Source organism: Variovorax paradoxus, from assembly GCF_902712855.1.
Lineage (GTDB): Bacteria > Pseudomonadota > Gammaproteobacteria > Burkholderiales > Burkholderiaceae_C > Variovorax > Variovorax paradoxus_Q.
In genome coordinates this window covers 3881421-3895074 of the sequence record NZ_LR743507.1, presented here as the reverse complement: position 1 = coordinate 3895074, position 13654 = coordinate 3881421, and the positions used below count along the sequence as shown (strand labels likewise).

Below are 13654 nucleotides of genomic sequence, written 5' to 3'. Positions count from 1 at the left end.
CAACTTATCTCCATCGCCCTGACCGTGGACCAACACGACAACGGCGATTACTTCTGGGTGCTGCTGGAATCCTTCGACAACTCGATGGAGTTCGAATCCCTCATGGAAGCTGCCAAGGGCTTCCATACCTATGGCGAAGCGCTGCAGGCGGGCTACGCCGTGCTGCGCGGCCTGCCCGAAGACATGAACGTCGGTCCTCGTGAAGAAGCCGACGAATCGGCGTTCGCCGAGGACGGTGCCAGCGAACTCGACTGCGCACGCCACGATCGCTGACCGCCGCGCTGCGCGCTATGCCGATCGGCTGAAGCCACGCGCATGGGCCGTCCGCCAAATGGCGGATGTCCATTGGCTGTCAGCAGGCGTAGGCTCCGACCGACACGCTTCCCCATGGCGGAACGGAGACATTGCACCAGCACAGGCGGCCACACCCGAGGTGAGCCGCCGCTGTGCGTTGCGGCCTGTGCATACATCCAAGGCTGCGCTCACAAGATGTCGGGGAGTTTCGATGGTCGAGTATTTCCGTGTAGGGCTGCCCTACATCCGAGTGCGTTTCAAGGTTCCCGCGCGGCGCGGCGGGCGTGTCGAGCTGCGAGGAAGATTCGGCGTCATCACCGGCGCCAGCGGCGAGTACCTGCTCGTGAAGTTCGACGGCGAGGTTGCCGCCGTGATCATCCATCCGGTCGAACTCAACTACGTGGAAGCGGGCGAGGCCATCGAGCCTTCACCGCCCATTCAGGGGCCGGGTACGAGGCCTTGCACGGAATAGCCAAGACACTCTTCTTCGACCGGATTCCGGATCGGCCCTTCGCGGTTCCGGATTGCCGCCCAGCCGGGGCTATGCTCGTGCGAGTTATTCGCGCGACAGAAACGACATGAAGAAATCGAAACCCTCTGCCAGGCCTGCGGCCAAGGGCACCTACGACATCAAGAAGCAGTGGCATTGGGGCCGTGCCATGCGCGAACTGCGCATCGCCGATTTCCTGAAGGATGGCCGCGTGCTCGTTCCGGGTGAGTACACCGGCGAAGGTCCGGCTACCGACGATGGCACAGGCGCGCTGCGCACGGTGGGCGGCATCCAGGTGGGCGCGGCCAACTACGAGACCGGGATGATGTGGGTGGGCCGCAAGCTGCGCGAGGGCGACCTGCCTTCCAGGCCGGCCTGATCGCGCATCGATCCGCGAGACAGTCGGTCGAATGTTTTCAGGGTAAATCCCGGCGATTTTTGCCTCCGGCAGGTCTATCTTGAATTGGTGACCAACTGCCGGAGACGATCATGTTGATGGTGACGAAAGTAGTGGTGGTCGGCGCAACGGCCCTCGCGATGGGCGGCGTGCCGGCACCGGGCAGCGACCCTGCCAACACATCTGTCTCGGCCTCGCCTGTAGTGGCCGCAGTGAACACCAGCCAGGCAAGCCCTGCATGCCCGAGCGGCTGCAATGTCTGGCGGATGATCTACGACGGGCGCTGACGCGAAGCAGAGCGTCTTTGCATTGCGGCCCTTGCAGGCTGCCGGAGCGGGTTGTGCTCTTTGCCTGAACCGATGTCGCGTCGTCCCCACCGTGGGCTGGTTTACTGTGCTTTAAAACTGTATATTCATACAGTCTTTTTTGGCAACAGGCCTTGAGAGTGCCCACGCACTCGGGGCGATGAACCATGAATCAATCCGAGCTTTTCTTTCCGCGGGCCGCTGCAGCGGCAATGCCGATGGCCATGCCCGTGTCTTCCCCACCTGTGAAGCCCTTGCCGGCGCCGTTGCCCGCGCGAGCGCCGGTACGTGACGATCCGCCGTTCCGCTTCGAGGACGTCGAAGTCGAGGCGCGGGTGTCGTACACCGTGCGCCTGGCGGACTATCCGCATCCCGCGGCTGATGCCGCGAAGGTCGCAGAGCAGCGCTTTCGCCGCGAGATCGACAAGCAGCTCGGCGGCGACGTGGTCGCGGCGCTGCGCGCGTTCCAGAACGCCAGCGAGTCGAGCGAGAGCGACCTGTCCAGGACCGAGATCGCCATGGCCAAGCGCTGGGCCAAGGCCTACGACGCGGCGCGCACTGCCGGCTTTCGCGATCTGGGTGACACCGACGAGGCGTTCTTCGACGTGCGGCCGATATGAACTGAGTGCCGCTGTTGTCATGGGCGAGGGCGCCAGCCTTCGCCTTCGAGGACCAACTGCCGCACCGGTTGCGGCATGTCCTCGATGGCGCTCGCCGCCATCAAATCGATCGTCAGGCGCACGAGGCTTTGCCCGACCATTCGCCCTGCGTGACAACGGCGCGAAGACTCACCGCGCGACGGTCAGCTGCACAGTGAGGTGCTCCGGAAGGAGCTGACATGTCCACTCGACAGGACGAATTCTTCGCGGCGTTCCAGGCTCTGGAGGCCAGGCGAGAGAAGCACCGCATCCTGATGGCCCAGATCCTCGCGGGTGAGCCCTACGACCGCCAAGCGTTGAAGCGGGACCTGGAAGTCCTATGCAAGGTCTTCCTGGAGAAAGCCAAGCCGTTCGTGCACTAAACGGCACAAGACGCAAATAAAGTGAATCCATTTGTGAGGTCGCTGCGTAGAGCGGTCAGGCGGCCCGGTTGTTCAGCCGGGGCCCAGCCGTTTTTTCCATCTGGCGCAGGAGAAGAGCCATGGCGACCTACGAGAAAGTGATCCGCGAGACCGGCAGGTTCAAGGTGGTGGATGCGGATGACCGGCAGAGCACGGTCATCGAGTACACGACGTTCTTCCTGCGGGTGAGCCTGCACAAGGAATACAGCCCGAAGGTGGGCGAGATCTCCTATCGACTGGCGGATGGGCGGGCCGTCAATCGAACGCAAGGCGGACAGTTCTACATGGGCAACGAGGCCGCGCGGTTTCTGGCGGTGGGGGACTGTGAAGACGGCGCCGATGAGCGGCGCGAATTTCACTGAGGCCGGTTCGCTGACACTGAACGGCACCTCCCTCGCATGACAGACTAGGCGATGGATGTTGTCGGATGCTGAGCCTCGAAGCGCCATGTGCGCTTGTCCTCTAGGACTCGAAAAGTGATGTTGTCGCCTGACACTTGGTCTATCGACATCCTGAGGTTCCGGAATGTGATGGTTTGGGCGTTTCGCGGATCAGTGAGGTTCTGAAAGAACGCTACGCGCGCCAAACTCCCGAATTCGTCAGCATCCCGACCACACAGGTGGTGAACCGGTAGCAGTCCAGGCAGTCTGCGTCAGTAGAAATGACATCGAGCGTGTCCATCGGGCTAACCGGTCCTTCTACCTGTTTTCGGCGATGGACATGCGAGGTGGTCGCAACTATCGTCCCTCGCCATTGCCCACTACCAGATGCGAACGCCGGAAACCGGCGCCTTGCTCAGGCGCACCCAGCGCAGGATGTTCGTTTTCCACCCCTTGGCACTCCATCAGTCTTCTTTGGCACCGACCATTCACTTCGGCCAGCACGAAAGCGCGAGGCGCGTTGAATCCCCGGGACTTCATCGTCTCTTTCACGTCGTATCGTCGGTCCTCGCGTTCGTGATGCTCATGGCACTGGGGGCGTGCGGCGGTGGCGGAAGTTCTCCAGGCGCATCCTTCCTGCCGCTGCCACAGCCTGCGGCGCCAGCCTCGCCGCCGACGCTGGTCTCGATCCAGGTGGACCCGGCCAACCCCAGCCTGGCCGCAGGCACTTCAGTGCAGCTGACGGCCACGGCCATCTACAGCGACAACACGCACGGCGACGTGACATCCACCGCGGCGTGGAGCACGGCCAATGGCGCCGTGGCGAGCGTGGACGCCTCGGGCAAAGCGCTTGGCGCGGCCCCTGGAACCAGCATGGCCACGGCCAGCTTCGGCGGACAGAGCGGCAGCACGACGCTCACGGTCACGCCGGCCACCGTGGTCGGTATGGAAATCACGCCGCGCGCCGCTTCCATCGCCAAGGGAGCCCAGGCTCGGTTCGTCGTCATGGCCACGTTCTCGGACCACACGACGCAGAACATTTCCGCCGATGTCGACTGGCGTTCGTCCCCTCCCGCGGTGGCCACGGTCGATGGAACCGGGCTGGCCAGCGGTGTGGCACCGGGGCAGGCGACGATCACGGCAAGCTGTCGCCTCGCGCGCCTTTGCGCGTCCGTGCCCGCTGCCACCGCCACGCTCGATGTCAGCGCGGCGTCGCTGGCCTCCCTTGCCGTCACACCCGCGAACCCGAGCATCGCGCTCGGCACCGCACAGCAGTTCACCGCCATAGGGACGTACAGCGACCAGACCACGCAGGACCTCACGACCCAGGTGAACTGGGCGTCGAACAACCTCTCGACGGCGAGCGTGAATGCACAGGGCCTGGCCACCTCCGCAACGATCGGCCGCACAGACATCACGGCCGACCTGGGCGGGGTGAAGTTCACGACGACGCTGACCATCACACCGGCGCGCCTGGCGTCCATCGCGATGACGCCGCCATCTGCAACCGCCACGATCGGAGGGACATCCGGCGGCATCACGCGGTTCACCGCGACGGGGACCTACACGGATGGCAGCACGCAGGACATCACTGCTCGCGTGACCTGGGCGTCCGACACCGATGGCGTGGCGACCATCAGCAATGCGGCATTAACCGCGGGTTTCGCGACGAGCGTGGCCCAAGGCACTGCAACCATCAGCGCGGCACTGGGGAGCGTGAGTACGAGCGGACTTCTCACCGTCGAACCCAAGACGATCTTCTCGGCATCGGGTCCTGCGACCTGGAAGGTGCCGGCTGACGTCCACCTTGTCAGGGTTGTCGCATTGGGCGGCGGTGGCGGCGCTGCGGACGCTTCCAACCGCGGTGGCAATGGCGGCCAGGTGACGGCGCAGATGGCGGTCACGCCGGGTGAAACCTTGACTCTTTTCGTTGGGGGCGGCGGTCGCGGAATCGGCAACGGCGGCGTCGGCGGTGGCGGCGACTCCACCACAGCGGGCTCCGGTGGCGGCGCAACCACGCTCCAGCAAAACGCAAGCGTGCTGTTCATCGCCGGCGGCGGCGGAGGTGCCGGTGCCAGCGCAGGGGGAACCGACGGAGGCGACGGAGGCGGAAACGGTTTGGGTTCCGGAGCGCCGGGATCCGGCGTGGGCTTCGCAGGAGGCGGAGCGAACGGGAGCGGCGGGACGGCGGGCGCGGGAACCATCTCTTCCGGCTCCCCTGGCTCCAGCGCGAATGGCGGCGCCGGTTCGTCGTTCGGCGGCGGTGGTGGCGGTGGGTTCGGGGCGGCGGCGGGGGCGGCTTCAATGGCAACTACGGCGGTGGCGGCGGAGGCGGAGGCAGTGCGGGCCCCGCCGGGTCCACCTATGCGGTCGGCGCCAATGGCGCGACACGCTTCGGCAACGGGGGCGACGGCTCGATCACGGTCTCTTACTGATGTGAATCGCGGAGGCTGCTGACACGTTGGACTGCGACCCGGAACTGATGGTCAAGCGACTCTCGAGCGTCGACGTCGCGTGCGCCCACCCCCGGAAGCCATCATGCAAGAGGACTTTGTCCGGATAGGAAGCAGGCGCCTGCGCCGATCACCTGATCCGCATGTTCCATCTCTGATCGCACTCGCGGCGCTGCAGCACGCTGTCCAGTGACCTCTTCCCCTCGCACTGGGTAACTCGCCAAATTCGACGAATCTCAGCGGTTCATCATGATTGCTCGTGGAGCAAAAATGGCCGCTTTACAGAGGGAAGGTGCGTGTTCGTGGGGGCCTTGTGGGGCTTTGTGAATCACCTTATTGGCCTGCCCGGAGGGGATCGAACCCCCGACAACCTGCTTAGAAGGCAGGTGCTCTATCCAACTGAGCTACGGGCAGATTTGAAGCCTGGGAGATGCCTGAAGAATCAACGACTTAGACGTCATTGCTTCCAGGCTGGCCGCGGCGGATTCTACCCAGTTCCGCGCTTTGCCCTGCGGCGCAAGGTTCTGCCTCGCACCGCTCGAAGCCTCAAACAAAAAATGCACACAGCCCGATGAGGACTGTGTGCATTTCGATTTTTTGGTCGGGGCGAAAGGATTCGAACCTTCGACCCTCTGGTCCCAAAACAGACCGAGTTTCCATAGAAATCAACAGCTTAGACCGACTTCTTCTAACGGACGCACCATCTGATTAGATCACTTTTACCCTTGAGGAAAATTCGCCGTTAGAAGGTTTCTAAGCCGTGGAAGGTACTTCAGAGCGCGTCCCTTCAACTTGGTTTGAAAAAGCTAGCGGCCATCGCTCAAGGCAGGAAACGCTCCGCTCCGTCAACTTCGCCCGAGCCGGAGAACCCGCCCACCATCAGGACAGAGCCGTCGCCGAGCAGGACCGCGGAGGCGGCACTGCGCCCGGTGGCCATGGAACTCGCCGGTGTCCAAAGGTCGAAGTCAGGGTTGTAGATTTCCGCGGTGGTCAGGCGGACTCCGCCGCTTGCCGCACCGCCCGCGAGCAGCACCCGGCCGTCCGCCAGCGTCGTCATGGTCGGCAGGCCGCGCGTGCTGGAGAAGCTGCTGACCGTCCAACTCGATGTGGCGGTATTGAACCTTAGGGAAGTCGTGCTGCCGTCGCCCATCGCGAGGACGTCCCCTCCTGCAAGCAGGACCGAGGTGTAGACGTTGGCCGCGGGAACAGGGCCCGCTACGGGCGTTACGGCGCCACTGTCATTGACGGGAAACCGCTCGGCGGAGGTCACGAAACCGTTCTGGTTGACGCCGCCGAGTACCAGCACTTCATTGCCGCCCGGCAGCAACTGTGCTGCATGCTGCGCGCGTGGGGAGGACAGCTGCGTGGTCATGGTGGTCCAAGTGCCTGTCACCGGGTCATACAACTCGGCCGTCTGCGAAAAGGTCAAGCCAGGGTTGCGACTGTAGCCACCGATGACGAGGACCTTCCCGTCGGGCAGACGTGTGATGGTGGAACGCGTGCGCGGCTCGGCCATGTTCGCGACAGGCTGCCAGGTATCGGCGGCGGGGTCGTAGATTTCTGCCGAGGCCACGGTGGAGTTGCCCGTGCTGTCCCCGCCTGCGACAAGCACGCGCCCGTCGAGCAGCACGATGGCCGCCCCGTCGCTGCGAGGCGTCGACATGGACGCGGCCGCGGTCCAGCTGTGGGCCGCCGGGTCGTAGAGGACAACCGACGCGGTCGCTCCAGAAGCCGTGGCGCCGCCGATGACCATTGCTTTGCCGTTGGACAAGCGCACGACCGGCGCGTAGTGCCGTCCAGTCGGCAGTGTGGGCTCCAACGCCCAACTGCCGCTTCCAGTAACCGCGATCTGCACCTGCGCCTGCGCCGAGCCCGCGCTGTTGCTGCCCGTAACCGTGTACGTCGTCAGGGGCTGGATGGCAGCCGGGGTGCCGGTGATCGCACCGGTCAGAGAGTTGAGGCTCAACCCCGCGGGGAGCGCTGGCGCCACCGAGAACGCCGAGGGGGTGCCACCGGTCACCACCGCCGTGTTCGGAACGATGACTTGCGTTGCGGAGTAGAGCGCGCGCGGCGTGGCGTAAGCCACGCTGGCTGGCGCCACTGGCGCCGCCTGGACGGCTATCCGCAACGTGACCACGGCCGACCCGGTCGCATTGTTACCGGTGATGAGGTAGGCCGCGTCCGCAGCAGTTCCTGTAGGCGTTCCGCTGATCACGCCGGTCTGCGGGTCGAACAGCAGCCCCGCGGGCAAAGCCGGCGCGATGCTGTATCCGGTGATCGGACCGCCGCTACTGGCCGGCGCGTTGGCCGCGATGGCGACGCCCACTGTGTAGATCGCGGCACTCTCGCGGTAGGTCAGCCCGGCCGGCGCGGCCGGCGTGCTGCGCACCTCGATTTGCACACGGGCTGTCGCGCTGCCGCCCGCGTTCTCGGCGGTCACGACGTACACGGCGGATGCGGCCACAGCGGTAGGCGTGCCGCTGATGACGCCCGTGCCAGCGTCAAGGGCCAGCCCATCCGGCAATGGCGGCGCCACGGCGAAGCGTTCGATGGCGCCGCCGCTGGCGGTGGGCCTGTTGGGCACAATGGCTTGCCCCACCTCGTAGACCGCGGAGGTCATCGCGTAGCTTAGGCCCGCAGGCGACTGGGTGAGGTTGAGTCCAAAGCCGACGAAGCTCGCGCCGCCGGAGCCACCACCGCCACCGCCACATGCGGACAAGCCCAGAAGGCAGCCTAGGCACAAAGCCGTAAACCAAAGCCGCACGAATTGGAGGCGGAGCAAAGGCGTAGACGCGGACATGTGGGGGAGGGCAATTGCGAGTTTCAAAGCAAGAGGTCCGTAGGAGCGGTTTTCGGCGCACCCACCGCTTTCCTGCGTGACTGAATCACCATCGGCATAGGGAGCGGCGTGCAAGACGAAGAAGCATCCTGGCCTCGCGCCGAGATTTCTCGAATGGACGCCGTTGCAACTTCGGCGCGGAGTGTAAACATCTCGTGACAATTCGGCAACGGCGGATACGCCCTCGGCGCTGCAACCTCGCTGCTAGCTCAGTCGCAGCCAGACGTGATGGGACGATCTCTCCGCTGTTTCTAAGCATCCGCTTCGGCGTCGGGTCCAAAGACGAGCATTAGGGCCGTGCGGGCCGGCCGCGAATGCAGGAATGCCAGATCTCGGGGTTGTGAGCCTCTATACCCGTGTCGTGCATCCCCGCGTGCGCTGCGGAAAATATGCCCCGGCAGGAAGCTTCAACGGCGTTCCGACATCAGCGCGTTGCTGTGGTTTTCTTCGCCCGCTTGTGGCGCACGTACTCGGCTGTTTGCGTCTGTGTGCTGTGGCCCCCCATCGTCTGGGCTTGGCCGATTCCGCGCTCGCTCACGCCGTCGATGTCCGTGAGGGCTTTGGCACGGAGGTCGTGAAAGTGTGCATTCTTGACCTTGGCTCTTTCCCGCGCACGAGTCCAGGCGGTCGAGGCACCATCGTAGGTATAGGGTTCGCCCTTCAGGGTGGAGAACACATATCGCATGCTGACCGGCTTGGCCTTTCCGAGCTTGCCCTTCTGCCCTGGCACCGGCGGCGGATGCTTCAGCCGCTCGATGACCGCTTTCAGCTTCGGCGTCCATTCGATCAGGATGCGCACGGCCGTCGAATCCTCGGTTTTTGCTGGCTCGAAGAGGATCCCGTCTTTCCGGATCTGCGACCACTCCAAGGTCAACAGGTCGCCGATGCGCTGGCCGGTCAAGTAGGCCATATCGATCAGGCAGCAAATGGTGTGGCCTGAGCGCGTGCGAATGCCGTCCTCTCCGTAGCAGGCTGCCACCTTGATGCGGCGCAGTTCGCTGTCCGTGATGTAGCGCGTGCGCGCTCTCACCTTTTTCGTCTTGACCGGGTCGACAGGGTTGCTGCCAGCGGGTCGGAAATCCTTCACTTCGGCAAAGCGAAGTCGCTCTCGCAGGGCTGCGCGATAGGCGTTGTAGCTGCGCGGCTGCGCGTCCCAGGTGTCCAGAAAGTCGATCACAACGGTTGGGGTGATGTCGCGAGCCCTGAACTCTGCGAATGCTTCCGAAATCGCCTTGTTGTGCGTCCTGTCATCGGCCTGAGTTTTCGCGGTGTGCTTGCTCCCGATTTCCCTCATCCACGCGGCACACACTTTCGGCATCATGTCGTCGAGGGACTTGTCGGTCTCAATCTTGGCCAGCGCCATGTACATGGCCGACAGCCCTTCCTTGACCCGGCACAGCTTCGTCCACTTCCGGGTGTCGCCATCAGCTGCGACGTGGTAGTAGCTGCCACTCCTCTCGTAGACCCTTGGCGGTAGGTCGCGTTTCATGCTCTCTTCCTTGTGACCGGGCGGAGTTTTGGCTCATTGGCCGGCACGCTGGCACCAGCGCAGACCGCATCGTAGTGCGGCCGCTCGAGGATGACACTGCCGTCAACCCGAGAGCGGCGCGCGCGATAAAAGCCTTGGCGCAGCAGATCGGCCAGCTGCTCTGCGGGGCGCTTGTAGCCCGTTAGCTGCTTCAGCTCAGCCCGAGTCAGGACTGCGCTTGCTTGCTGCGCGCTAACACTGGGCGCCATGGGGATGCCGGGAGTGGTCATTGGATCTCCTTCAGCGCGTCGTCGCGCGCCTGGTTGAGCTCGGCCATGCGTTCCGTCGATCCGCCGGCGCGGTCGGGGTGCGCCAGGCTGGCCAGCGTGCGGTAGCAGCCGCGGATGATGGCGGCGTCAGGTCGGCCGTCGCCGTACTGGAGCACCTCGCGCCAGTGCCGTTTCATGCCGGCCACGATGGGCGCCGGCAGGGCGGCGAAGCCGGTGAAGGCGCGTTCCAGCACCACGGCGCCGCCGTGCCGCTCGATGGCGCGCATGGCCTCGATGGTGGCTGCCAGCGCGGCGATGTTCATCTCGACCTTCGTGTAGCGGTCGATGGCCATGCAGCGCGGCGCGCTGGTCCACGGGTCGTTCCAGTAGACCGCGGCGCCCGGGTCGGCCGGCTGCGCCTGATCGCTGCGGGGCAGGCCGTCGAGCCGCAGCTTCAGGTTGGTGCTCAGCACGAGGTCGTCGCCGCGCACGGCCATGCGGTCCAGCTCGGCGCGCAGGCGCTGCGTGGCGGCCGCGACGGTGATGTCCTGCACCGAGCGCCAGTTGCCCGCGCTGGATTGCTTCGTGGTGCCGAAGCGGCCGTAGGTGCGAGCGTCGGCTGCCGTGCGCCTCCAGCCGGGCGGCCATGCCAAGGGGAATGCGGTGATGGTCATCGTGCATCCCCTTCGCCGGTCTCGAGCGGCGTGTCGTCGAGCTCGGGCGCCGCCGGCAGCGTGGAGCGTCTCGCCATCTCGACAGCCTTGTCCAGCGTGGTGGCGCTGAAGGAAACGGGGCCGATTGGCGGGAACACCACCCAGTGCCCGGGAGCCCACAGCCGCGCGTAGCGACGCAGCGCGACGCCAGCGTTCATGCGGTCGCGCTGCTCTGGCGTCATCTTGTGATGATCCATACCCGGCCAACGCCACAGCTCTTCATGGTCGATGCGGTCGGCGAGGGTGAGCAGCTTCTGCTGCTTTGCGCTCGGTGTCTCCGCGCTCACTGCCGGCGCGTCCTCGCGCCCTGCGAAGCCGGTAGCATGCACGCAACCTGCTTGGCAATAGCATGTGTGCTTCGGTACAGCATCGCCGCAGTCCAAGCATTTCTCCTGCTCGCGCGCGACGATAGCGGCACCGGGTGAGGCGAGGGCGCCCAAGCAGACCTTGGCCGCACGATAGGCCTCATTCCACTGGGCGATGTCTATGTCACGGGTGCCCGGCGCACCGTAGCCGAGCGGCTTGATGTCCACGAAGGCGCGCAAGGCCTCCGCCACCGCTCCCGAAGCTGGCGCAGGCTCGGGCTTCTTCATGTGGTGAATGCGCCGCTCGATGATCTTCCGAATACCAGTCTGGCGGTCTTCGTCGGTGCGGTTCTGCTGGATGTAGGTCTCGATGACCTGAGCGATGTACGCCGGCCATGCGTCGTCGGCTGGTGCGCACTCGGACAAGACGCAGGCCCTGAGTGCGTCGAGGTAGGCAAGCGCAGAGAACTCCGCAGTCGGCATCGGTTGCCAGTGCGAAGGTCCGCCAGGGCCATCAGGTAGGCTTCGGCTGCACGCGATTCCGAGCGGAATGGACTCGATCAGCCTCCACGGCAGGTCCATCCCGGGGATGAAGCGCGCACGAGATACCTGTGAGCTCTGAAAGCGCAAGATGACGTCTGTTTGGCCGTCGCGCGGCGCAGTCGAGATTGGACGCCATTCGGCTGTGACGGTCTGGTCAGTGATGTTCATGCTCAGTCTCTCCATTCAATGCAGCCAGCGCTCGAGCACCGGCCAGTGGTCCGCGCGCCGATGGGCGACACGGTGTAGTTGAGGAGGCCGCCGCAGCGCGTGCACTTCATGGAGCTGCGCACGGCGGCGGTGGGGTAGTAGCTGGGTGGCGGGCAGTGCTGCTGGCGGATCTCCGCCTGCGCGCGCGCCACCGCGCTGGAGAGGGCGCCGAAGCCGGGACGGGTCATCGTGCGAGGCCTCTAGAACGGGATGTCATCTGAGTACTTCGCAAGCCGCCAGCGCAGCGGCTCGGTCAGCGGGTCCATGCCTTGCGGATGGCGCTCCCAGAGTTCGAAGTAGCGTTCGAGCAGTGCCGGCTTCTCGTCGGGAAGCGTGTAGATGAACCGGGCGAAGAACCGCGCCAGGTGGGCGGCCTTGCGGTACTTCGCGCGGGTCCATCGGAAGCGCCTCATGGGGCTACCTCGAAGAAGCCCAGCGCGCCCTTCAGCGGCCGGAAGGGCAGGGGCTTGGCGTTGGCCAGCACGAAGCCGACGGCGCCCATGTACCAGTGCGACTCGCTGTGCGCGACGCAGTCCACGATGTCGACTTGGCCGACGATGCCGCCGCGCTGCAGATCGTCGAAGTGCGGCAGCTCGACGCCCAGCGGATAGCAGAACTCCATCACGCCGAAGTACTCCGCGCGGGTCATGCCCTGGCTGGCGTGCACAAGGATCGTGCCGCGCTCGCGAGTGCGCCACATGCGGTTCTCGATGGTCTTGATCCGGCCCTTGGCGAGCTCACGCGCACGCTGCTCCGCGTCGGTGAGGTCCGGTCGGATGATCAGCCATGCCCAAGGCTGGCGGATCGACAGCGCCTTCATCGGCGCCAGCGCGGGCGGTAAGGGCTCCGTGGCCACGAACTCAGGCGGCGCCATGGCGGGCCTCCCGGATGTCGAACACCATGTCGTAGGAGCCCATCGCCGGCGGCATGCGCGGCTCGAGCTGGATGGTGACCACAAGGCCGCGCGCTCGGGCCGCGTCGACCAGCTGCTGGGCGGCCATCTGCACGGCCTGGATCTCGTGCGCGCGCTCGCGCTCGGGGGAGGTGTCGAGCAGTTGCATCATTCGTCTCCTGCGTGCTGCAGCGCCTTCTGCACGTCGGTGGAGAGCTGCTGGTCGGCGGCCTCGGCGAACAGGCGGCCGTAGCTCCACGACGTGTCGCGGAACACGCGGCCGTCCTCGAAGTCTTCGAGGCACGACAGCACGTCGTTCGCGATGTCTTTGTCCTCTGTGGTCTCGATCTGGAAGCGGTCGAGCGCGTTCTTCACGCGGTACGGGCCCTCGCTCCAGTCGCCGCGCGTGCGCTGCATGGCCACGGCCAGGTCGAGTCGCTGGTCCTTCTCGCAGAGCGCCTCCAGCACGTCCGACCAGGTCGACTCGAGCGGCAGCTGGTAGCGCAGCAGCATCGCCGCCAGCTCCATGTCGGCCTTGCGTTTTTCGACAAGCGCCTCGGCCTCGCGAGCCTTCTTGGCGTCGGCCTGCTTGGCTTCCTCCTCAGCGCGCGTGGCGTAGGCGTCGTACTCCTTCTTCAGCCGCTCGTAGGTGCTGGTGGCGTGGTCGAAGCTGTCGTCGGTGCGGCAGTGCCGGCGCAGGTCGCCGAGATAGCCGGCGTCGAGTCGGATGGTCTTCGGGTACCGGGCGCGCGACTTCGTGTCGCGCTCGGTGTACGAAGCGGGCATGCCGACCTCGGCCATCAGCGCTTCCACACGTGCGCGCACCGCCTTGTTCGCCTCAATGGCCGGCAGGTTCTTCTCGTGCGTCGCAACGTCGCGGGCACGGGCTTCCCCCAGCATGCGCAGCGCGTGCGCCGCTACGGCGCGCGGGTTGCCGGACTGGTACGAGCTCATCGAACTGGCGTAGCTGCTTGGGCTCGACATGCATTTGCCGATCGCGCTGCACAGCTCGACGGTCTGGATGGTGAGAACGGTCATA

Annotated in this window: 18 protein-coding genes and 1 tRNA gene; 8 read left to right on the top strand and 11 right to left on the bottom strand. The window is 65.3% G+C overall.

The features are described 5' to 3' along the window. Positions 1–24 precede the first annotated feature (24 nt). From AACL56_RS18070 to AACL56_RS18035, 8 genes are all read left to right on the top strand, one after another. Complete coding sequence (locus tag AACL56_RS18070; protein WP_339091189.1) at positions 25–273, top strand: hypothetical protein; 249 nt, start codon at positions 25–27, stop codon at positions 271–273. Between the two features lie 232 nt (positions 274–505). Next, complete coding sequence (locus AACL56_RS18065) at positions 506–766, top strand: hypothetical protein (protein WP_339091188.1); 261 nt, start codon at positions 506–508, stop codon at positions 764–766. Positions 767–872: 106 nt separating this feature from the next. Then, entirely contained in the window at positions 873–1163 is a 291-nt protein-coding gene (locus tag AACL56_RS18060; protein WP_339091187.1) for a hypothetical protein, read from the top strand. 110 nt (positions 1164–1273) lie between these two features. Next, positions 1274–1468, top strand: a complete 195-nt coding sequence (locus AACL56_RS18055; protein WP_339091186.1) for a hypothetical protein — start codon at positions 1274–1276, stop codon at positions 1466–1468. 242 nt (positions 1469–1710) lie between these two features. Further along, on the top strand, positions 1711–2106 hold the full coding sequence (locus AACL56_RS18050) for a hypothetical protein (protein WP_339092892.1): 396 nt from the start codon (positions 1711–1713) through the stop codon (positions 2104–2106). A 218-nt stretch (positions 2107–2324) separates the two neighbouring features. Continuing rightward, on the top strand, positions 2325–2507 hold the full coding sequence (locus AACL56_RS18045; RefSeq protein WP_339091185.1) for a hypothetical protein: 183 nt from the start codon (positions 2325–2327) through the stop codon (positions 2505–2507). A gap of 119 nt (positions 2508–2626) precedes the next feature. Further along, positions 2627–2908 carry a hypothetical protein gene (locus tag AACL56_RS18040; RefSeq protein ID WP_339091184.1) on the top strand — a complete coding sequence of 94 codons (282 nt, stop codon included), beginning with the start codon at positions 2627–2629 and terminating at the stop codon, positions 2906–2908. A gap of 429 nt (positions 2909–3337) precedes the next feature. Continuing rightward, a complete protein-coding gene (locus AACL56_RS18035) occupies positions 3338–5383 on the top strand; it encodes an Ig-like domain-containing protein (protein WP_339091183.1) in 2046 nt (681 codons plus the stop codon). 333 nt (positions 5384–5716) lie between these two features. On the opposite strand, the gene AACL56_RS18030 is transcribed toward AACL56_RS18035, so the two are convergent. From AACL56_RS18030 to AACL56_RS17980, 11 genes are all read right to left on the bottom strand, one after another. Then, positions 5717–5793: transfer RNA gene (locus AACL56_RS18030), tRNA-Arg, on the bottom strand. A 406-nt stretch (positions 5794–6199) separates the two neighbouring features. Beyond that, on the bottom strand, positions 6200–8293 hold the full coding sequence (locus AACL56_RS18025) for a kelch repeat-containing protein (RefSeq protein ID WP_339091182.1): 2094 nt from the start codon (positions 8291–8293) through the stop codon (positions 6200–6202). A 349-nt stretch (positions 8294–8642) separates the two neighbouring features. Further along, positions 8643–9707 (bottom strand): tyrosine-type recombinase/integrase, encoded by a 1065-nt coding sequence (locus tag AACL56_RS18020; RefSeq protein ID WP_339091181.1) that lies wholly within the window; start codon positions 9705–9707, stop codon positions 8643–8645. Continuing rightward, on the bottom strand, positions 9704–9976 hold the full coding sequence (locus AACL56_RS18015) for a DUF4224 domain-containing protein (RefSeq protein ID WP_339091180.1): 273 nt from the start codon (positions 9974–9976) through the stop codon (positions 9704–9706). Before AACL56_RS18015 ends, AACL56_RS18020 begins: the two co-directional genes overlap by 4 nt. Continuing rightward, the gene (locus AACL56_RS18010; protein WP_339091179.1) at positions 9973–10629 is read right to left on the bottom strand and encodes a J domain-containing protein; all 657 of its coding nucleotides are present in this window, start codon (positions 10627–10629) and stop codon (positions 9973–9975) included. The genes AACL56_RS18015 and AACL56_RS18010 overlap by 4 nt, the downstream gene beginning before the upstream one ends. Next, on the bottom strand, positions 10626–11684 hold the full coding sequence (locus AACL56_RS18005; protein ID WP_339091178.1) for a hypothetical protein: 1059 nt from the start codon (positions 11682–11684) through the stop codon (positions 10626–10628). Before AACL56_RS18005 ends, AACL56_RS18010 begins: the two co-directional genes overlap by 4 nt. A gap of 2 nt (positions 11685–11686) precedes the next feature. After that, a complete protein-coding gene (locus tag AACL56_RS18000) occupies positions 11687–11911 on the bottom strand; it encodes a hypothetical protein (protein ID WP_339091177.1) in 225 nt (74 codons plus the stop codon). A gap of 12 nt (positions 11912–11923) precedes the next feature. Then, entirely contained in the window at positions 11924–12136 is a 213-nt protein-coding gene (locus AACL56_RS17995) for a hypothetical protein (protein WP_339091176.1), read from the bottom strand. Then, positions 12133–12597 (bottom strand): ASCH domain-containing protein, encoded by a 465-nt coding sequence (locus AACL56_RS17990; RefSeq protein WP_339091175.1) that lies wholly within the window; start codon positions 12595–12597, stop codon positions 12133–12135. Before AACL56_RS17990 ends, AACL56_RS17995 begins: the two co-directional genes overlap by 4 nt. Further along, positions 12584–12784: a hypothetical protein gene (locus AACL56_RS17985; RefSeq protein ID WP_339091174.1), complete on the bottom strand. Its 201-nt coding sequence runs from the start codon at positions 12782–12784 to the stop codon at positions 12584–12586. Before AACL56_RS17985 ends, AACL56_RS17990 begins: the two co-directional genes overlap by 14 nt. Then, positions 12784–13653 (bottom strand): hypothetical protein, encoded by an 870-nt coding sequence (locus tag AACL56_RS17980; RefSeq protein WP_339091173.1) that lies wholly within the window; start codon positions 13651–13653, stop codon positions 12784–12786. The genes AACL56_RS17985 and AACL56_RS17980 overlap by 1 nt, the downstream gene beginning before the upstream one ends. Position 13654 lies beyond the last annotated feature (1 nt).